The organism is Prevotella sp. kh1p2 (assembly GCF_900111525.1).
In the GTDB taxonomy this organism is placed as follows: Bacteria; Bacteroidota; Bacteroidia; order Bacteroidales; family Bacteroidaceae; genus Prevotella.
In genome coordinates, this window is record NZ_FOHY01000008.1 from 73,772 (window position 1) to 92,734 (window position 18,963).

Annotated in this window: 16 protein-coding genes; 10 read left to right on the top strand and 6 right to left on the bottom strand. The window is 58.2% G+C overall.

Going from position 1 to position 18,963, the window contains the following annotated elements; translation table 11 throughout:
- Window positions 1-51 precede the first annotated feature (51 nt).
- Both BMW31_RS06235 and BMW31_RS06240 read left to right on the top strand, forming a co-directional pair.
- Window positions 52-771 carry an IspD/TarI family cytidylyltransferase gene (locus tag BMW31_RS06235; RefSeq protein ID WP_091822706.1) on the top strand — a complete coding sequence of 240 codons (720 nt, stop codon included), beginning with the start codon at window positions 52-54 and terminating at the stop codon, window positions 769-771.
- Window positions 759-1,799, top strand: a complete 1,041-nt coding sequence (locus BMW31_RS06240) for an NAD-dependent epimerase/dehydratase family protein (RefSeq protein ID WP_091822710.1) — start codon at window positions 759-761, stop codon at window positions 1,797-1,799. Before BMW31_RS06235 ends, BMW31_RS06240 begins: the two co-directional genes overlap by 13 nt.
- Here the strand turns inward: BMW31_RS06240 and BMW31_RS06245 are convergent.
- The gene (locus BMW31_RS06245; RefSeq protein ID WP_091822713.1) at window positions 1,783-2,604 is read right to left on the bottom strand and encodes a LicD family protein; all 822 of its coding nucleotides are present in this window, start codon (window positions 2,602-2,604) and stop codon (window positions 1,783-1,785) included. The genes BMW31_RS06240 and BMW31_RS06245 overlap by 17 nt on opposite strands.
- Before the next feature lie 3 nt (window positions 2,605-2,607).
- Window positions 2,608-3,948 carry a DUF6080 domain-containing protein gene (locus BMW31_RS06250; protein WP_091822717.1) on the bottom strand — a complete coding sequence of 447 codons (1,341 nt, stop codon included), beginning with the start codon at window positions 3,946-3,948 and terminating at the stop codon, window positions 2,608-2,610.
- Between the two features lie 113 nt (window positions 3,949-4,061).
- On the opposite strand from BMW31_RS06250, the gene BMW31_RS06255 reads away from it, so the two are divergent.
- From BMW31_RS06255 to BMW31_RS06265, 3 genes are all read left to right on the top strand, one after another.
- On the top strand, window positions 4,062-5,081 hold the full coding sequence (locus tag BMW31_RS06255) for a hemolysin activation protein (RefSeq protein ID WP_091822719.1): 1,020 nt from the start codon (window positions 4,062-4,064) through the stop codon (window positions 5,079-5,081).
- 842 nt (window positions 5,082-5,923) lie between these two features.
- A complete protein-coding gene (locus BMW31_RS06260) occupies window positions 5,924-7,198 on the top strand; it encodes a glycosyltransferase family 4 protein (RefSeq protein ID WP_091822722.1) in 1,275 nt (424 codons plus the stop codon).
- A complete protein-coding gene (locus tag BMW31_RS06265) occupies window positions 7,195-7,971 on the top strand; it encodes a glycosyltransferase family 2 protein (protein ID WP_091822725.1) in 777 nt (258 codons plus the stop codon). The genes BMW31_RS06260 and BMW31_RS06265 overlap by 4 nt, the downstream gene beginning before the upstream one ends.
- An 88-nt stretch (window positions 7,972-8,059) precedes the next feature.
- Here BMW31_RS06265 and BMW31_RS06270 read toward each other — a convergent pair whose 3' ends face one another.
- From BMW31_RS06270 to BMW31_RS06285, 4 genes are all read right to left on the bottom strand, one after another.
- Window positions 8,060-8,986: a M23 family metallopeptidase gene (locus tag BMW31_RS06270; protein WP_091822728.1), complete on the bottom strand. Its 927-nt coding sequence runs from the start codon at window positions 8,984-8,986 to the stop codon at window positions 8,060-8,062.
- A gap of 232 nt (window positions 8,987-9,218) precedes the next feature.
- Window positions 9,219-11,318 (bottom strand): ATP-dependent DNA helicase RecG, encoded by a 2,100-nt coding sequence (recG, locus tag BMW31_RS06275; protein WP_091822731.1) that lies wholly within the window; start codon window positions 11,316-11,318, stop codon window positions 9,219-9,221.
- On the bottom strand, window positions 11,312-11,983 hold the full coding sequence (locus tag BMW31_RS06280; protein WP_091822735.1) for a 2-C-methyl-D-erythritol 4-phosphate cytidylyltransferase: 672 nt from the start codon (window positions 11,981-11,983) through the stop codon (window positions 11,312-11,314). The genes recG and BMW31_RS06280 overlap by 7 nt, the downstream gene beginning before the upstream one ends.
- Before the next feature lie 15 nt (window positions 11,984-11,998).
- Window positions 11,999-12,568 (bottom strand): DJ-1 family glyoxalase III, encoded by a 570-nt coding sequence (locus tag BMW31_RS06285; RefSeq protein WP_091822738.1) that lies wholly within the window; start codon window positions 12,566-12,568, stop codon window positions 11,999-12,001.
- Between the two features lie 528 nt (window positions 12,569-13,096).
- Between BMW31_RS06285 and BMW31_RS06290 the strand changes: the two genes are divergently transcribed.
- The 5 genes from BMW31_RS06290 (at window position 13,097) to BMW31_RS06310 (ending at window position 18,951) form a co-directional block, all read left to right on the top strand.
- On the top strand, window positions 13,097-13,984 hold the full coding sequence (locus BMW31_RS06290) for an NAD kinase (RefSeq protein ID WP_091822741.1): 888 nt from the start codon (window positions 13,097-13,099) through the stop codon (window positions 13,982-13,984).
- A gap of 44 nt (window positions 13,985-14,028) precedes the next feature.
- Entirely contained in the window at window positions 14,029-15,699 is a 1,671-nt protein-coding gene (locus BMW31_RS06295; protein WP_091822860.1) for an ABC transporter ATP-binding protein, read from the top strand.
- 15 nt (window positions 15,700-15,714) lie between these two features.
- Window positions 15,715-16,629, top strand: a complete 915-nt coding sequence (locus BMW31_RS13425) for a redoxin domain-containing protein (protein WP_177166282.1) — start codon at window positions 15,715-15,717, stop codon at window positions 16,627-16,629.
- Window positions 16,630-16,683: 54 nt separating this feature from the next.
- A complete protein-coding gene (locus tag BMW31_RS06305) occupies window positions 16,684-17,403 on the top strand; it encodes an ABC transporter ATP-binding protein (RefSeq protein ID WP_091822863.1) in 720 nt (239 codons plus the stop codon).
- A 288-nt stretch (window positions 17,404-17,691) separates the two neighbouring features.
- Window positions 17,692-18,951: an ABC transporter permease gene (locus BMW31_RS06310; RefSeq protein WP_091822745.1), complete on the top strand. Its 1,260-nt coding sequence runs from the start codon at window positions 17,692-17,694 to the stop codon at window positions 18,949-18,951.
- Window positions 18,952-18,963: the final 12 nt, after the last annotated feature.

Here is an 18,963-nt window from a genome sequence, read left to right on the forward strand (position 1 = left end):
TTGCGCATTCGGAATTTTTACCTATCTTTGCCCTTGTAAATCATCAGCACTATGAACATAGCATTACTTACGGCCGGCGGTGTGGGTAACCGCATGGGGCAGGACATCCCCAAGCAGTTCATGACTATTGACAACATACCCGTCATTATCTATACGATGCGGGCCTTCCAGAGCCATCCGCTCGTCCATGCCATTTGTGTTGTGTGCCTCAAAGGGTGGGAAGTGGCGCTGCAGGCCTATGCCAACCAGTTCAACATCACAAAGCTCCGGTGGGTCTTCGAGGGTGGAGACAGCAACCAGCACTCCATCCGCAACGGTCTGCTTGGCCTGCGGCAGGCCGGCTGCAACGATGAAGACATCGTCTTGGTGCATGATGGCGTGCGCCCGCTCGTATCGGAGAGCATCATCACGGAGAACATCGAGAAGTGCCGCAAGTACGGATATGCCGTAACGGGCATGGTGTGCAAGGAGGCCATCATGGAGAAGGAGGGCGACTGCGTGCGCAACATCGCCATCCCGAGAGAGCGGCTCATCCGCACGCAAACACCCCACACGTATCATCTCAAGGCACTTCTCGACGCCCACCGGGAGGCCGATGAGCGGCACATAGAGAACACCGTGGCCTCCTGTACGCTCCTGTCGGCACTCGGAATAGACAGCCAGCACCTCGTTGCAGGTTCCGAACGCAACGGCTTGAAGCTCACGCAAACGGAGGACGTGGAGCTGTTCAAGGCGCTCATACATACGGAGAAAGACGAATGGCTGAAGTAACAGGCGGCTATCAGGCCGATATCAGGGCGGTTGACGGCTTCCGTCTGCCGTGGGAGAAACTGCAAGGAAGCCGCGTATTGGTGCTCGGCGCCACCGGCCTTATAGGCTCGTGCGTGGTCGATATGCTCATGTTGAGGGCCCAAGAAGGCTTCGATGTCTACGCCGGAGGCCGCAACCGCCGGCGTGCCGAAGCTCGTTTTGCCGCCTATGAGGGCAACTCGCGTTTCCATCTCCTGATGCTCGACGTGACCGAAAGGATAGACTCCGGCCTCTGCTTCGACTACATCATCGACGCTGCCGGCGGCGCTTCGCCCCGTCTCTACACATCGGACCCGGTGGGAGTGATGCGGTCCAACATCATGGGAGTTGACAACCTGCTGTCCTACGGCATAGCCCACGGACTGCGGAAGTTCGTCTATGTGTCGTCAGGTGAGGTGTACGGCGAAGGCGACGGGCGCGCCTTCAGCGAGGAATACAGCGGCTACGTGGACTCTGCTGCGGTGCGTTCGTGCTATCCGTCGGCCAAACGCGCGGCCGAGACGCTGTGCATCAGCTATGCCCATCAGTACGGTGTAGAGGTTTGCATCGGCCGGCCGTGCCACGTGTACGGGCCCTTCTTCACCGAGAGTGATAACCGCGTGTACGCCCAGTTCATCCGTAACGTGCTGCGCGGAGAGAACATCGTGCTCAAGAGCCGTGGCGAGCAGTTCCGCTCGTGGCTGTATGTGGCCGACTGTGCGAGCGCCCTCGTGCATCTTCTCCTGAAGGGTGAGAGCGGTCGGGCCTACAACATAGCCAACCCGGAGTCCAACGTTACCATCCTCGAACTGGCCCGCACGGTGGCTTCATTGGCTCCACGGGAGCCGAAACCGCAGGTGGTTTTCGATATTCCCGACGACGGGACGCAGGGCAATACCACCCCCATAACCAAGGCGGTGTTCAGCACCGACAGGATTGAAGGGCTGGGCTGGCGCCCCCTCTTCACGCTTGAGCAAGGGCTCAAGCACACAATCAACGCTCTTCTTTGACCAGTTCGGGCACGATGAAAACCGAATGGAACTCCCGTTTCTCGACCGGAGGAACGGCCATGTAGTCGCCGTACAGGTCGGTCAGATATGCGTCCGCGTTTCCCGGACAGGGAAACTCAACACCCTCAAACTTGATTTTCGACAGCGGCATGACGGCCTTCTTGCTGAACGAGATGCCCCTTCCGTTCAGGTAGGGCACGTCGGAACAGCGCGTCTTCGGCCCCAACAAGCAAACCAGCTTCCATGCAGCAGTATAGGTGAAGTACATGCCCGTGAACCAGAAAAACTCGCAGAAAGAGCGCAGGGAGTATGCGTGCAGGTGGTGCAAGATGGAGTTACTGCGGGCAATACCTTTGCAGAGAGTGCGAATGAGCTTGCGGGAAACGTCGGGATAGTCTACGAACGGGAAGATGTCTACATAGATGCCCTTGGCATAGTCGGCCTGGAAATGGTCGCCGCCCTCGATGTACAGCGAGTTCAGGTCGCGTATCTTGGCAATCGGCTCCTTGCTTCCGGGGTCGGTGCGTGGCGTCTGCAGGAAGAGGTTAGCAGGCAGTTCGGCCTGTGCTACGGCCTCAAACCGCCTGGCGTCGGGCAGCCACATGGCTATGTCTATGTCGTCATCCCAGGGTATGAAGCCCCCGTGGCGCACGGCTCCCAGCAAGGTTCCGCCGTCGAGCCAGTAGGGTATGCCGTGCTTGGTGCATATCCGGTCAATCTCGCGGAGTATGGAGAGCTGCTTCAGTTGGCATGCCCGGAGGTTCTGCAAGGTGTACTTGCGCAGGTTTTCTTGGTCTTTTCTCATAGCTTATTGGATAAAATGACCTACGATGAGCGTGCCGTTGTAGGCCCACAGAAACAGCGTGAGGCCGAGCAGCAGCAATCGGGTGGCGGTGGCGAACTTAGGCCGCAGGCCCTTGAGCAGGCAGGCATAGGCCACCGGAACGACAAGCATCCAGTGGGCGCCCATGATGTACACCTCGTTGAGACCGAACCCCAAGACGAAGTGCAGCAACAGGTCGAACCCCGCGCAGCTCATGCACAGCCACACGAACCGGCTGCCCCGTCCGCACCAGAGGCCGAGCACGAAGAGGGCAACGACCGCGAACTCTACTATATAAGAATAGGTGTGGCGGTACTCGACGAACGTGGGGCGCGACTGGCTGGCATCCTTCAGCAGGTAGTCGCGGTGCAGTTGGATCGACTCACCGAACAGGTTTTCGACCAGCGACTTGCCCCGCGGCGTCGTTACATCCGTCCACTTGAGCAGCGGCTTGTCAGCTACGGCCTTGCCCTGGTTGGCTTTCAGCCACCGGTTGTGGGCCTCGTGGCGCTTCACGAAGTTGCTGTCTTTGGCCATGTGTATCTTTTCGAGCCGTTCGCTCCGTGCCGCCTGCGGGCGTATGATGCCCGTGTACTGCCCGTAGGCCAGTGCTCCCATGATGAGCAAGGGCACCACAAAGGCCACTGCAAAGAACTTTGGGCCGAACGTGCGGCGCCCGTTGGCAAAGAGGGAGGCAATGCCCACCTTCACGCCATTGCTCAGCGTGATGCCTGCCGTGAAGAGAAAGAGCAGCGCGGTTTGCCATGCGCGGAGCGGCTTGCGCTCCTTCATCAGGCGGCCCGCTATGTAGAGGGTGAGCGAGAGCATGAGGAGAGAGAAGCAGAAATGGTCGGGCACCATGACGGTGAGCATGATGGAAGCAAAGGAAAAGAACGTGGCAGTGAGCAGCAGGGCGTCGGCGTAGCCCGTCTCCATTACCCGCCGGAAGATGCGGAACACCGTAACGGCCGCCGCCGTGGCACTCAGCACCAGCGCCGCTGCCATGAGATACACGGCCCAGTTGGTGCCCGTGAGCGGCATGAGCCACTGGTTGAGGGCGTAGAGCGGCCAGAGCACGGCCGCAAAAAGCGGATGCCGCGTGAGCTCGAAGTATATCTGTTCGTTCGACAGGTAGATGTACGAGTAGGCATCGAAGCCACTAACACAGAAGTGCTTGTAGAAGATTGTCCAGAACCCTAACTTGCCTCCGCGCGTAAACATGGCCGGATACGACTGCACGAGCAGCACGTTGAGCGCCGCCGTTACCAGCAAGGCAGCCACCGCTACGGGCACTTCTTCCCTGCGCAGGGCCATGAGTTTCTTCATTCGTTTCATCTGTTGTCCGCCTGCAAAAGTATAAAATATTCGGTTGAAAACGGCAGTTTATTTTGAAATATCGCTCTTTTGTGCTATCTTTACCCGCAAAACAGCTAACAGACATGAAACAGCCAGCCAAAACGGATGTAGCCGTACTGATGCTTTTCTTTAACCGCCCGGAGCACTTCGGGCGTGTTTTCGGCGAGGTGAAGAAGGCTCGTCCCACCCGTCTCTTTCTCTACCAGGACGGCCCCAGGAACGAGAACGACCTGCCGGGCATAGAGGCCTGCCGCCGTATAGCGGAGCAGATAGACTGGGAGTGCGACGTACACAGGCTCTACCAGGAGCGCAACTACGGCTGCGACCCGTCGGAGTATCTCTCGCAGAAGTGGGCTTTCTCGATGGCTGACAAGTGCATCGTGCTGGAGGATGACGACGTGCCGTCGCAGTCGTTCTTCCCTTTTTGCAAGGAGATGCTCGACCGTTACGAGCACGATGAGCGCATCTCGATGGTCTGCGGGTTCAATGAAGACGAGCTGACGCCCGACTGCAGCGACAGTTACTTCTTTACCAGCGTGTTTGCCATCTGGGGATGGGCCTCCTGGCGGCGCGTGGTAGACCGGTGGGAGGGCGATTACGCCTTCCTTGACGACCGCGAGGCCATGCTCCGACTCACCTCACTGGTGCGCCAGCGGGGCTACCGCAAGGACTTCATACCCATGTGCCGCGAGCACCGCTCCACAGGTAAAGCGTATTACGAGAGCATCTTCTGGGCCAGCATGCTGCTCAACTCGGGCCTTGCCATCATGCCCCGGAAGAACCTCATCAACAATCTCGGCCTCTCGGCCGACTCCACCCACTTCTCCGGAAGCCTGCAGACCACCCCGCGGGCCTATCGCCGCATCTTCACCATGCAGCGCCACGAGCTGGAGTTTCCGCTCCGTCACCCGCGCTACATCATCGAGAATGTGGACTACAAGGAGCGCCTCTACCGCACCAACGCATGGGGTCACCCGTGGATAAAGGCCGCCCGCTCGGCCGAGGAGCTGCTGCTCAACCTGCGCCACGGCAACTTTGGTGGCATAGCCGGAGCCGTGCAGCGCCGCGTAAGGAAACTTCTGGGGAAGGAGAAACACCGCTGAGACAGGGGGAGATAATAGATAATAGATAAAAGATAAGGGATAACAGATAGGCTGCAAATGCTCTTTCCGGGTGCGTGAAGAGTGGAAGTGAAGGGGCGGAGGATGCCTTTCAGGAACTTGCCGCAGACGCCTGGCGGTTATACTGCCGGCATCGAAGAAACAGGCTGCAAATATCCCGGATTGCTGACCCATAGCTTCAAGCCTCCTGAACGATAGCTTCAAGGCCCTTGAAGGGCATCTTCAAGGGCCTTGAATGGCATGAGCAAGAAACGTGGAGAAAAACACCGGCCGGCATGAACGCCGAAAGCCGGCGTCATGCTCCTGAAAAGCAATTACGCCGCAACCCTCAACGAGCTGCGGCGTAACCCTATGTTTAACTAAAAATCCTTTTCTAAGTAAATGAAAACCTCACGGCTTCCATTGCTTTCCTGTTAAACAATCTATCAAATCTACCTTAAAACCTAATAACTAAAAACCTAAATCTATTACTACTAACCTAAACAATCTATTAACCTTTTGACACTGCAAAGATACGACGAAATTCTGCTTCGCGCAATAGTTTCGATGCCTTTTTCGCTCAAAAACGCGTTTTTCTTGATGTAAATCAATGACCTGTGCCCGAACACAAGGATAAAACCGTAACTATTACTGCCCGTTTTGTTAAATACTGTTAGTAAAATGCTGCGTGGGCGACCACAATCTGCCGCCTTTCCTGTCGCTGCCTTCGTTTGCGGTTCTGCAGGCCGGCAAGGGGGCGCGTGGGCGCGTAATCGGATAAAAAATGCAAATAGGCTTTGCCGGTTCGGCATTTTGCAGTACCTTTACACGAAACTAACAGAACCATGAGGGTACTCATTGTAAACACAAGCGAGAGAACCGGAGGAGCGGCAGTGGCGGCCAACCGCCTGATGGAAGCACTCAACAACAACGGCGTGAAGGCCAAGATGCTGGTGCGCGACAAGGAAACCGACAGCATTACCGTGGTGGGGCTGCCGCAGGGAACGGCCACTCGATGGCACTTCCTGTGGGAGCGCTGGTGCATCTTCTGGCGTCTCCGGTTCTCGCGCAGGCACCTGTTCGAAGTCGATATAGCCAACACCGGGAGCGACATTACCAAGCTGCCGGAGTTCCGGGAGGCCGACGTCATTCACCTGAACTGGATTAACCAGGGCATGCTCTCGCTCTCCGGTATCGGCAAGATACTGGACAGTGGCAAGCCGGTGGTGTGGACCATGCACGACCTCTGGCCCGCCACAGGTATCTGCCACTACGCCCGCGCGTGCCCGGCGTTCCGCACCGGCTGCCGCGACTGCCGTCTGCTGCCCGGCGGGGGGTCGGCAAACGACCTCTCGGCGCGCATCTGGCGGCGCAAGCAGGAGCTCTACCGGTGCGGCAGCATCTTCTTCGTGGCGTGCAGCCGGTGGCTCTGCGACCAGGCCAAACACAGCGCCCTGTTCGTGGGGCAGCGCGTGGAGAGCGTGCCCAACGCCATCGACACGCGCGTGTTCTGCCCCAAGGACAGGCACGAGGCGCGCCTGCAGGCGGGGCTGCCGGCCGAGAGGCGGATTATTCTCTTTGTCTCGCAGCGCGTTACCGACGAGCGTAAAGGCAGCTCGTATTTCATCGACGCCATCGTCAAACTGGTGGCCCTGCATCCCGAAATGAAGGCCGACACGGGCGTGGCCATCCTCGGCGGCCACTCGGAAGAGATAGCCTCGCAGCTGGCCTTGCCTGCTTATGCGCTGGGATATGTGAACGACGAGAAGCGCATCGTGAGCGTGTACAACGCTGCCAACGTGTTTGTACTGCCCTCGCTGGAGGACAACCTGCCCAACACCATCATGGAGGCAATGGCCTGCGGCGTGCCTTGCGTGGGCTTCAACGTGGGCGGCATACCCGAGGAAATCGACCATCGGCTGAACGGCTATGTAGCTGAATACAAGAATTCGGCCGACTTGGCGCAGGGTATTCACTGGGTGCTGGACGAAGCCGACGGTGCAGCACTCTCGCGGGCAGCCGTGAACAAGGTGCTCAAAAACTACTCGCAGCGCAACGTGGCCATCCGTTACATCGACATCTATCACCGTGCCATGGCACTCAAGAACTACAAGCTATGATTACGTTTACGGTCGTTACCTGCACGTTCAATGCCGGGCAGGTGCTGCAGCGCACCCTGGACAGCGTGCTGGAACAGGAATATAATAAGGTGGAACATCTCGTGCTCGACGGCCGCTCGAATGACGATACGGTGGCGCTGGCACTGAGTTACAAGGAAAAGTCGGACCTCGCAGCGTGCGGGCACAGGGTGGTGGTGGTGTCGGAACCCGACAGCGGGCTCTACGATGCCATGAACAAAGGGCTGCAAAGGGCATCGGGCGACTATGTGGTGTTTCTCAATGCGGGCGATGTTTTTCCCTCTCCGGCCACGCTGAAGCATGTTGCTGCCTGCGTGGAGGAGGGCGCTGTGCTGCCTGCCGTGCTCTATGGTGATACCGACATCGTGGATGCAGCGGGGCGGTTTCTGCGCCACCGCAGGCTTGCTCCGCCCGAGCAGCTGTCGTGGAAGTCGTTCCGCCGGGGCATGCTGGTGTGCCATCAGGCTTTCTATGCACGTACTGACATAGCCCGCAACAATCCTTACGACCTGTCGTACCGGCTCTCGGCCGATGTCGACTGGTGCATCCGCGTCATGAAAGAGGCCGACCGCAGGGGGCTGCCGCTGACGTATGTGCACGAGGTTGTGGTCAACTACCTGGACGGGGGCATGAGTGTAACCAGCCATAAGGCCTCGCTCCGTGAACGCTTCCGCCTCATGGCGCATCACTACGGGTGGCTTTCCACCCTCGCCATGCACGCCTGGTTCGTGGTTCGGGCAGTGCTCAAGAAGTGAGAGTAACGGCCTGAAACGATTTTCGCCCGCCTGAATTTGCATCCAAGCGGGCGATTACAGTTATTTTAGCATTTGTTCGGAAGAACTCTTATGAGTATCTCAGCATCTGTCCGGGGCGTATTCTCGCGTTGCGGCGGATATGGTTTAGCTCGCAGATACGGGCAATGGTAACGCCTCTCTTCTCGGCAATAGAGGCGAGAGTCTCCCCGGTTTCCACCTTGTGGTACATGCGTTCGCCGCTGTCCTGGGCAGGAGTGCCCTGCACCATCTCGCGGGTATAGCCGCCGTTTCCAACCTTTCCGCGCAGGCGGGTGGCCTCAGCAGACTCGTGTTCGTAGCCGTTACGGCGGAAGAGATAGCTGTCGGCGGTGATGTCCTGATTACGGAAATCGAAGAAAATGGCCGGGTTCAGTGCCACGCCACACAGTCGGGTTTCGAAGTGGAGGTGCGAACCGGTACTGCGTCCGGTGTTTCCGCCCAAGCCGATAACTTCTCCTGCACGCACCGTCTGGTCTTCTTCAACCAGCTGCTTGGACAGGTGTCCGTAGATTGTTTCAAGTCCGTTGGGATGGCGAATGACGATGTACTTGCCGTAGCCGCCGCCTTCGTACCTTACGATACGTACCTTTCCGGCGAATGCGGCGCGGATGGTATCGCCTATATATACCTTGATGTCAAGTCCTTTATGCTGCCTTCCCCAGCGTGAACCGAAGTTACTCGTGATGACGCGGCTGGTGGTCGGCATGCAGAAATGGCGTAAATTAATTCGGAAGGAGTCCGGAAGTTCGGTGGTGCGGTGTGCGTATTTGTTGTTCCAATCATCGTAGAGCTCGGCTGCCGGGGATTGAAGATTCTCTTTGTCTATAAGGTTTTTCAGGGCTACTGTGTCCACAGCTTTCATTCGTCGGTCAACTGGTGCTTGCCTGGCCAATAGATCTTGGCCTGCGGCAGGTTGCGCAGCTGGAACGAAAAGCCCGATAATTGCTAAAAGTTTAATAGTTTTCTTCAAATTCATAATTGCAAGATAGGTTTACGTCTTCAATGAAATAAGGTTATTTATTTCATTCTCGTGAATTCTTGAACAGTACAAATATTCGGAGAATTATTAAAAGACTTCGCAAAGATAACGAAAATATGACGATTTTGTTACGAAGTTAACAGTTTTTATTTAGGATTTAACATACTTGTAATTGTTGCAATGTGGTGGGGACGTAGCATAAACAGAAGCATGCGGGAGGTTTCGTCCGTTAGCTGATGGCGGCCCAATTTACGTTGGTTTTTCTTAATTCTTTTAACCTATCCCACAGCATTTGGTATTCCTGCTTTTCACAAGTGGGGTCGTCGTCGATGATTTTCTGTGCCTCGTCGCGCGCCATCTGCACGATTTGCCCGTCGCGGGCAATGTCGGCAATCTTGAGGTCGAAGGCCATTCCACTTTGCTGCGTGCCCTCCAGGTCGCCCGGCCCGCGGAGCTTGAGGTCGGCCTCCGCAATCTGGAAACCGTCGTTTGTATCGCACATAATCTCAATTCTCTTGCGCGTATCTTCGGCCAGTTTGTAGTGTGTTACGAGTATGCAGTAGCTCTGGTCGGCCCCGCGGCCCACGCGACCGCGCAGCTGGTGCAGCTGCGAAAGGCCGAAGCGCTGGGCGTCGAGTATCACCATGACCGAGGCATTGGGCACGTTCACGCCCACTTCTATCACCGTTGTAGCCACCAGTATCTGCGTCTCGCCGCTCACGAAGCGCCTCATTTCCTCCTCCTTATCTTTGGATTTCATCTTCCCGTGCACCTTGCTGAGCCTGAATTCGGGGAACGCCTGGCGCAGTGTCTCAAAGCCTTCTTCGAGGTTCTTGAGGTCGTTCTTCTCGCTCTCCTTGATGAGCGGGAAGACGATGTACACCTGTCGCCCCTCGTGTATCTGCTGGCGGATGCCGCGATAGAGGCTCGTCATCTGGCTGTCGTACTTGTGAATGGTCTGTATAGGCTTGCGTCCGGGCGGCAGTTCGTCTATCACACTCACGTCCAAGTCGCCGTAGATGGTCATTGCCAGCGTGCGTGGAATGGGCGTGGCCGTCATGACCAGGATGTGCGGAGGGTTCTCGCTCTTGGCCCACAGGCGTGCCCGCTGCTCCACGCCGAAGCGGTGCTGCTCGTCGACAACGGCCAATCCGAGGCGCCAGAACTGCACCGTGTCCTCGATAACTGCATGCGTCCCGACGAGTATCTGCACGCTGCCGTCGGCCAACCCCTGCAGAACCTCCTTGCGCCGTTTGCCCTTCACGATGCCTGTAAGCAGCTCCACGCGTATGTCCATGCCACGCAGGAAGGCCTTGATGGTGTGCAGATGCTGCTCTGCCAGTATCTCCGTGGGGGCCATGATGCAGGCCTGGAAGCCGTTGTCGATGGCGATGAGCATCGACATGAGGGCTACCAGCGTCTTGCCCGAGCCCACGTCGCCCTGCAGCAGGCGGTTCATCTGGCGGCCGGAACGCATGTCCTGCCTGATTTCGTGCATCACCCGCTTCTGCGCGTTGGTGAGCTCAAAGGGCAGGTTGTTGTGGTAGAAGCTGTTGAACAGGCTGCCCACGTGCCCGAAGATGTAGCCCCGGTACTTGCGGCGGTGGTCGCTCGCGTAGCGCAGAATGTTGAGTTGAACGTAGAAGAGCTCCTCGAACTTGAGCCTGAGCCGGGCCCGCTGCATCTCGTCGGCACTCTTGGGATAATGCACCTTGCGGAAGGCATCGTCGCGCGAGATGAGGTGCAGCGGCCCCGTTATGAACGGCGGGAGCGTCTCGGGCAGGGGAGCGGTGAGCTTGTCTATCAGCGTTTTCTCTATTTTCTCGATGGCCCGGCTCTGCATGCCGGCCTTCTTCATGCGCTCGGTGGTAATATAATAAGGTTGCATGCCCATGTCCGAGAGCTGCAGCGAGGCAGCATCGTCGATGTCGGGATGGGCAAACTGGAAGCGCCCGCCATAGATCGCAGGCTTTCCGAAGACAATGTATTCCCTCTCTACCTTATAACTCTTGTACACGTACTGCGTGCCGTGGAACCACACCAGGTTGCAAACGCCGTGGCCGTCGGTAAAATGCGCCACCACGCGTTTTCTCCTTCCGCCCATCGAGAACTCCTCAAAGCTGAGGATGCGGCCCTTAATCTGCACGAACGGCATGTCCTGCGAGAGCTCGTCGATGGTGTAGATACGGCTGCGGTCAACGTACTTGTAGGGGTAATACTCAAGCAAGTCGGCCCACGTCCGGATATCAAGCTCCTTGCTCAATATCTCCTTTCGCCTGGGTCCTACGCCCGGCAGATACTTGATGTCCTGGTCTAAAACGTTCAGCATGACAGCAATGCTTCGGCAATTTTGAGGTCCACGGGGGTGGTAATCTTGATGTTCTCGGGGTTGCCCTCTACCATGGCAACACTGCAGCCGAGGCGTTCAACCACCGAGGCGTCGTCGGTAAAGGCCTCGTCGTAGGGCTGGCTGAAGGCCTGCCTCAGCAGGCCGATGTCGAAAACCTGCGGCGTCTGCACCACCCGATAGTCGCTCCGGAGCACGTTCCGGCCGCCTCCGTTGTCGCCAACGTAGCGCAGCGTGTCCGTAACCGGCACCACGGGGATGGCCGCATAGTCCTCGCGCGCCCTGTCGAAGCAGCGCCCGATGACCTCCGTAGATACGAAGGGACGCACGCCGTCGTGTATGCCTGCCACGCCGTGCTCGCCCTCCGGAATGGCCGCCAGTCCGTTACGCGACGAGTGGAAGCGCGTTGCGCCGCCCTCGGCCAGGGTGTGCCTGATGCCGAAGCGGTACTCCCGGCACAGCTGCTGCCAGTACTCATGCTGCTCGCGGGGCAGCACGAGGATGATGCGCAGGGCCGCATCGTAGGCGTGGAAGCGCTCGATGGTGCGCATGAGCACGGGCTTTCCACCTATGGGCAGAAACTGTTTGGGCACGTCGGAGCCCATGCGGAGCCCCTTGCCGCCGGCCACTATGATGATGTAATCCATGCTCCGGGGGCCTTGTTAGCGGTTCTCCATCAGGTGGGCGTACTGCATCTTCGCCTGCAACTCGGCCACGGCGCCGTCTCCGATGAAGTAGGAAAGAATCCTGTAGGCATAGGGGAAGGTGGCTGCAGGGCCCTCGCCGGTAATGATGTTGCCGTCTTCGGTCACCAGTTCGGCCGTGTATTCAGCCCCCGTTAGGTACTTCTCGAAGCCCGGCGAGCAGGTGGCGCGCTTGCCCTTCAGTATTCCGATGCTGCCCAGCACCATCGGCGCGGCGCAGATGGCGCCCACGCGGCGGCCGCTCTCGTACTGCTTGAGCAGGGCGTTTCTCACTCCCTCGTGGGCGTTCAGGTTGGTGGCGCCGGGCAGTCCGCCCGGTATCATCAGCAGGTCGGCATCGCTGTAGTCGCCTGCATCCTCGAACCTGAGGTCGGCCTTGATGGTTACGCCGTGCGAACTCTCCACCAGTTCCGAGCCCGTTACGCTCACTGTCTTTATCTCAACGCCCCCTCTGCGGAGGATGTCTACCGGTGCCAGCGCCTCAACTTCTTCGAAGCCGTTGGCCAGGAATTCATATACTTTTGCCATGTTGTTAGTGTATAGTTAATGGCAAAGATAGCTTTTTTTGTTGAAACTGCCAAATGCAGGAGCAGAAAACCAAGACCTCCCCCGGCCCCTCCGAAGGAGGGGAGGGCGTGGCCGGACATATTTTTTGCACGTGAAGGGTGAAGCAGGGGTGCGTGAAGGGTGGAGCAGGAGCGCTGAAGATTTGCTCCGGGAACTTTTGACAGGTGTCGCACGATTGTGCGACAAGTGTCGAATTCATGTGCGACACTTGTCGAAAGTTCTTGCTTACGTGCTTCAAGAACCCGAAAAGGGGTTTCCTTTTACCCGCTCGGGGTGCTTGTAGGGCGCTGGTGGCGGCCTTCCGGGCGAGTGCCTACGGGCTGTGTGGAGCCGTGTTCGTAAGGAAACGGAGGCATATTCGTACGAAAAAGGTGAAATTCTCGGCCCGATTGGTTCCAAATCCGATATTTTTATGTAAGTTTGCAAGTAAAAATAAGGGCCTGCCAAACGTGGAGGCAGCGCCCCGACTCAACGAAGCAATATCACAACATGACGTCACGCAACATGAAGTTTGCCCTCTTCGGCAATGAGTTCCAGCCCAAGAAGTCGGGCTCGGTACAGGCCGTTATCAGCTGCCTGCAACGACATGAGGCCGAAATATTCATCGACCGGCCTTATTATGAGTTCCTGGTCAGGCAGCGTGTGGTGAACTTCGAGCCTGCCGGCGTGTTCGACGACGGCCACTTCCAGGCTGATTTCGTGCTCTCGCTGGGCGGCGACGGCACCTTTCTGCGGGCGGCCAGCCGGGTTGGCAGCAAGCTCACGCCCATCGTGGGCGTCAATGCGGGGCGGCTGGGGTTCCTGGCCGACGTGCTCCCGGGCGAGATAGAGCAGGCCGTAGACGAGCTGTACCGCGGCGAATACGACGTCGAGGAGCATGCCGTCATTGAGATTGCGGCCGCCGGTGAGCCGATACCGGGCAGTCCGTTTGCGCTGAACGACATCGCCGTACTCAAGCGCGACGACGCCTCGATGATAAGCATCCGCACCTGTATCAACGGCGAATACCTCGTTACCTACCAGGCCGACGGGCTCATCATCTCCACTCCTACCGGCTCGACGGCCTACAGCCTGTCCAACGGAGGGCCCATCATCGTGCCCGATGCGCGCAACCTGTGCATCACGCCCGTAGCTCCCCACAGCCTGAACATACGCCCCATCGTCATCAATGACGACAGCGAGATAAGTCTGGAGATAGAAAGCCGCTCGCACAACTACCTCGTTGCCATCGACGGACGGTCGGAGAAGCTCGACGAGGGCACCCGTCTCACCATCCGCAAGGCGCCCTATGCCATCCGCATTGTGAAGCGGCGCTGCCAGCGTTACTTCTCAACGCTGCGCGAAAAGATGATGTGGGGCGTAGACCAGCGGCAGTAACGGCGCGGCGGCCGACGACGAACAAACTGCACGGAACAATGAAGATGAACATACGCGAACTGCTGAGAATACCCGAACAGAAGTACACCGCGCGGGTTATCATGAAGTGGCTGTGGCGCGCCTGGCGTGGCAACAGGCTGCAAGCCGTGCTCAACGCCGTTATCGGTCTGCTCTCGGTGTGCGTTAGTCTGAGCCAGGTGTGGGCGGTGCAGCATGCCATCGACGTGGCTGCAGGCGTGGTTCCGGGCTCCATCTACCAGGCTGTGGCGCTCATGGGAGCCCTTATACTGTGCGATTTCGCACTCAACATCTCGACTGTTTGGGTGCGTAACATCCTCGGCATCAAGGCTCAGAACCGCATGCAGCAGCGCATGCTCGACCGCATTCTGCGCTCCGAGTGGCACGGAAGGGAAGCTCTCCACTCGGGCGACGTGCTCAACAGGCTCGAGTTCGATGTCAATACGGTAGTCAACTTCCTTACCGAAACCATCCCGAGTACGCTCAGCGTGCTGGCCATGTTTCTCGGTGCGTTCTTCTACCTCTTCTCCATGGACCGCACGCTGGCCTTCATCACGGTGCTTATCATTCCGGTTTTCGTGGCCGTAAGCAAGATTTACGTGGGCCAGATGCGCCGGCTTACGCGCGATGTACGCAACTCCGACTCCAAGGTTCAGAGCGTTTTGCAGGAGACGATACAAAACCGCATGCTCATCAAGACCCTGGAGAGCGACGCTGCTATGGTGGACCGGCTGGAGAATACGCAGAGTGTGCTGCGCCACAACGTGGTCAGGCGTACGGTGTTCAGCGTCTTTTCAAACCTCATACTCAACTTCGGCTTCGCCCTGGGTTACCTCGTTGCCTTCCTGTGGGCAGCCGTCCGCATGGCCGAACATACGCTTACCTTTGGCGGCATGACGGCCTTCCTGCAGCTCGTGAACCGCATCCAGGGCCCTGCGCGCAACCTTACCAAGCTGGTGCCGGCCTTCGTGAGCGTGTTTACGGCAGCCGAACGGCTGATGGAACTGGAAGAAAACCCGCTCGAAGAGCAGGGCAATCCCATCGAGATTGACGGCCCCTGCGGTGTCCGCCTGCAGCAGGTAACCTACGCGTACGATGACATTGACGGCGCCGTTATCAAGAACCTGGACTTCGACTTCTATCCCGGTTCCTGCACGGCCATACTCGGCGAGACCGGCGCCGGCAAGACCACGCTCGTGCGCATGATACTGGCACTCGTACACCCGCAGCAGGGCAGCATCTGTATCTACAACAACCGCAAGACCGTGGAGCTCTCTCCGCGCACGCGGTGCAACTTCGTTTACGTGCCCCAGGGCAACACCCTGATGAGCGGAACCATACGAGACAACCTGCGGCTGGGCCGTCTTAGCGCCACCGATGAGGACATGCAGGAGGCGCTGCACAAGGCTTGTGCCGACTTCGTGATGGACTTACCGGCCGGTCTTGATACCCTTTGCAGCGAGTCGGGCGGCGGACTGAGCGAGGGGCAGGCCCAACGCATCGCCATTGCACGCGCCCTGCTGCGCGACCGCAGCATCATGCTTTTCGACGAGGCAACCAGCGCCTTGGACCCCGAAACGGAGGAGCAGCTGCTGCGCAACGTGCTCTCGGCACACGACAAGACCGTTATCTTCATCACCCATCGGCCCGCCATAGTCGATTACTGCGACCAGACACTGAAAATAGAAAAGATATAAACCAAAACAGAAACAATGATGAAAAGATGCTTTTTAGCTGCAGCACTGCTGCTGACAACTGCCATCGGAGCCCTGGCACAGCAGGAGGATGCCGATGCCAAGTACGCCACCGACCTGCTGAAACCCGGCACCGAGGCGCCCGAATTTGTTGTCGACCTCTCCAACCCCAAGCGTAACATCCCCCTGAGCAGCTTCCGCGGCCGCTACGTAGTGCTCGATTTCTGGGCCTCCTGGTGCCCTGATTGCCGCAAGGACATTGCCGCCATGAAGCAGCTGCGCGACAAGTATGCCCCCCGCGGCGTGCAGTTCATCGGCATCTCCTTCGACACCGACCGCGATGCTTGGCTCAAGTGCATCCGCCAAAACGAAATGAGATGGCTGCAATACAGCGAACTCAAGAAGTGGAAAAAGGAGACCAAGATAGACCGCGACTACCATGTGAACTGGATTCCTACCATGTATCTCGTGGCCCCCGACGGCAAGATAGACCTCGGTACGGTGATGATAGAGAAGCTGGCCGCGCGCCTGGCCGAGGTTGCCGATACGCTGCCGCAGGCCGATGTGGCCGGAATGCCGCAGTATCCCGGCGGCACCGAGGCGCTGCTGAGCTTCCTGAAACAGAACCTCAGCTACCCGGAAGCGGCGCGTAAACTGGGTGCCGAGGGGCGTGTAGTGATGTCGTTCGTGGTCGAGAAGGATGGTTCCATCAGCAGCATCACCGCTCCCGACTGCACCATTACGGGCCTTAACCAAGCCAAGTTCGACAAGTTAACCCTGTCGGAGCAGCAGGAACTCAAGCGCGAGTGCCTGCTCCAGATGGCCCGGGAGGGCGCCCGCGTGGTGAAAGCCATGCCCGCCTGGAAGCCCGGTACGCTGAAAGGCGAACCGGTGAGGGTGCAATACAGGCTGCCGATTAGCTTCCGCATGTAGTGAAAACGGCCTCGGCTGCAACTTTTCTTGCCCCAACAACGTCTATAGCTTATGATGATACACTTACAAGATGTAAACAAGACATACTTCGGCGCGCAGCCTCTGCACGTGCTCAAGGGCATCAGCCTCGACATTGAGGAGGGCGAGTTCGTGTCCATCATGGGCGCGTCGGGGTCGGGAAAGTCCACCTTATTAAATATATTAGGCATTCTCGACAACTACGACAGCGGCACTTACGAGCTGGCCGGCACGCTCATACGCGACCTCTCCGAGCGCCGTGCGGCCGAATACCGCAACCGCATGATAGGCTTCATCTTCCAGAGTTTCAACCTCATCGGCTTCAAGACGGCCGTGGAGAACGTAGAGCTGCCGCTCTTCTATCAGGGCGTGAGCCGCCGCACACGCCACAAGCTGGCCATGGAATACCTCGACAAACTGGGCCTTACGCAGTGGGCCGAGCACTATCCCAACGAGATGAGCGGCGGCCAGAAGCAGCGAGTGGCCATAGCGCGGGCACTGATTACGCAGCCCAAGATTATCCTGGCCGACGAGCCAACGGGTGCTCTGGACTCCAAGACGAGCGTCGAGGTGATGGAACTCCTGAAGCAGCTGAACGCCGAGGAGCGCAAAACAATAGTCGTGGTGACCCACGAGAGCGGCGTTGCTAACGAGACCAACAAGATTGTACACATCAAGGACGGCCTCATAGGCACCATCGAGGAGAACCTCGACCACCACTCCAGCCCCTTCGGCATCAACGGAGTGATGAAGTAGAACCTTTGCTGTCGGGACGCAGTGCGGGGCTGGCGGGGGCCGCTCTCACTGCATTTGCCCAGGCGGGTGGCGGCGGGCAGTAAAGCCGGAACGGCCGGCGGGGCTCGTTGAAGGCATCGTTCAGGCCTCTTGATGTTATCCTTCAGGCCCCTTGAACATGCCCTTCAAGCCCCTTGAACGTGCCCTTTTGGAATGTAAAATGTAACCATCTGTAAACCAATAATTTACAATTTGCCTTACCGAAGCGCCCACTCGGCGTGGCAGTAACAGCGAAAACAAGAACCTGAAATGCGGGATATCATCAGCGAAATATGGTCAACGGCCCGGCGCAACAAGCTCCGCACCGCGCTCACGGGCTTCGCCGTGGCGTGGGGCATCTTCATGCTTATCTTCCTGCTGGGTGCCGGCAACGGGCTCATCAACGCCACGGAGCAGAACACGGGCAGGTATCTCAGCAACTCGATGGTTGTCTTCGGCGGCCAGACTTCAAAGGCCCACGAGGGCATGAAGGAAGGACGAGCGGTTGAACTCAACGACCGCGACATGGAACTTACGGGCAAGGTGTACGGCAAGAACATAGACAACGTGGGCGCGGAGCTCGACAATGGCAATACAAACATCAGCTACGGAGGCAACTACACCAATGCTAACATCAGCGGAGTGTACCCAAACGACATCGTTATCAACAAGCGCGACATGCTCTGCGGGCGGTTCATCAACGACGTGGACCTGCGCGACCGCCGCAAGGTTGTTGTGCTGAGCGAGGACATGAGCAAGGAACTGGCGCCCGGACATGTGGCCGAACTCGTGGGCCGACATGTCAAGGTGGGCGACCTCTCCTTCATGGTGGTGGGCGTGTACAAGAGCGACAAGAGCCGGATGGGCACCGACGCGTTCATCTCCTTCACCACTTTCCGGACGATATACAACCGCGGCGACAAGACCGGCAACATCATCTTCTCCTTCCACGGGCTCAACTCGCAGGCCGCTAACGAGGCCTTTGAGCAGCAGTACCGCGCCACGCTGAACGGCAACCACCGTGCAGCAAAGGACGACGAGGAGGCCGTCTGGATTTGGAACCGCTTCACTCAGAACCTGCAGATGAACACCGGCATGGGCATCATCCGCACGGCACTGTGGGTGATAGGCCTCTTCACGCTGCTTAGCGGCATCGTGGGCGTGAGCAACATCATGCTCATAACGGTCAGGGAGCGCACCCACGAGTTCGGCATCCGCAAGGCTATAGGGGCCACGCCGTGGTCTATCCTGCGGCTCATCATCGTGGAGAGCATCATCATCACCACCTTCTTCGGCTACGTGGGCATGGTGCTGGGCATCGCGGCCAACCAGTACATGGACGCCACCATCGGCCACATGCAGGTGGACTCGGGCCTCTTTACGGCCACGATGTTCGTCAACCCTACCGTTGGTCTTGACGTCTGCATCGAAGCAACGCTTGTAATGGTGCTCGCCGGAACCCTCGCCGGCCTCATCCCTGCACGCAAGGCAGCCCGCATCAGGCCCATAGAGGCGTTGAGGATGGAATGAAACCTCTCCCCC

Coding starts and splice junctions, on each gene's coding strand:
- BMW31_RS06235 (WP_091822706.1), top strand. CDS start 52: ATGAACATAGCATTACTTACGGCCGGCGGTGTGGGTAACCGCATGGGG.
- BMW31_RS06240 (WP_091822710.1), top strand. CDS start 759: ATGGCTGAAGTAACAGGCGGCTATCAGGCCGATATCAGGGCGGTTGAC.
- BMW31_RS06245 (WP_091822713.1), bottom strand. CDS start 2,604: ATGAGAAAAGACCAAGAAAACCTGCGCAAGTACACCTTGCAGAACCTC.
- BMW31_RS06250 (WP_091822717.1), bottom strand. CDS start 3,948: ATGAAGAAACTCATGGCCCTGCGCAGGGAAGAAGTGCCCGTAGCGGTG.
- BMW31_RS06255 (WP_091822719.1), top strand. CDS start 4,062: ATGAAACAGCCAGCCAAAACGGATGTAGCCGTACTGATGCTTTTCTTT.
- BMW31_RS06260 (WP_091822722.1), top strand. CDS start 5,924: ATGAGGGTACTCATTGTAAACACAAGCGAGAGAACCGGAGGAGCGGCA.
- BMW31_RS06265 (WP_091822725.1), top strand. CDS start 7,195: ATGATTACGTTTACGGTCGTTACCTGCACGTTCAATGCCGGGCAGGTG.
- BMW31_RS06270 (WP_091822728.1), bottom strand. CDS start 8,986: ATGAATTTGAAGAAAACTATTAAACTTTTAGCAATTATCGGGCTTTTC.
- recG (WP_091822731.1), bottom strand. CDS start 11,318: ATGCTGAACGTTTTAGACCAGGACATCAAGTATCTGCCGGGCGTAGGA.
- BMW31_RS06280 (WP_091822735.1), bottom strand. CDS start 11,983: ATGGATTACATCATCATAGTGGCCGGCGGCAAGGGGCTCCGCATGGGC.
- BMW31_RS06285 (WP_091822738.1), bottom strand. CDS start 12,568: ATGGCAAAAGTATATGAATTCCTGGCCAACGGCTTCGAAGAAGTTGAG.
- BMW31_RS06290 (WP_091822741.1), top strand. CDS start 13,097: ATGACGTCACGCAACATGAAGTTTGCCCTCTTCGGCAATGAGTTCCAG.
- BMW31_RS06295 (WP_091822860.1), top strand. CDS start 14,029: ATGAACATACGCGAACTGCTGAGAATACCCGAACAGAAGTACACCGCG.
- BMW31_RS13425 (WP_177166282.1), top strand. CDS start 15,715: ATGATGAAAAGATGCTTTTTAGCTGCAGCACTGCTGCTGACAACTGCC.
- BMW31_RS06305 (WP_091822863.1), top strand. CDS start 16,684: ATGATACACTTACAAGATGTAAACAAGACATACTTCGGCGCGCAGCCT.
- BMW31_RS06310 (WP_091822745.1), top strand. CDS start 17,692: ATGCGGGATATCATCAGCGAAATATGGTCAACGGCCCGGCGCAACAAG.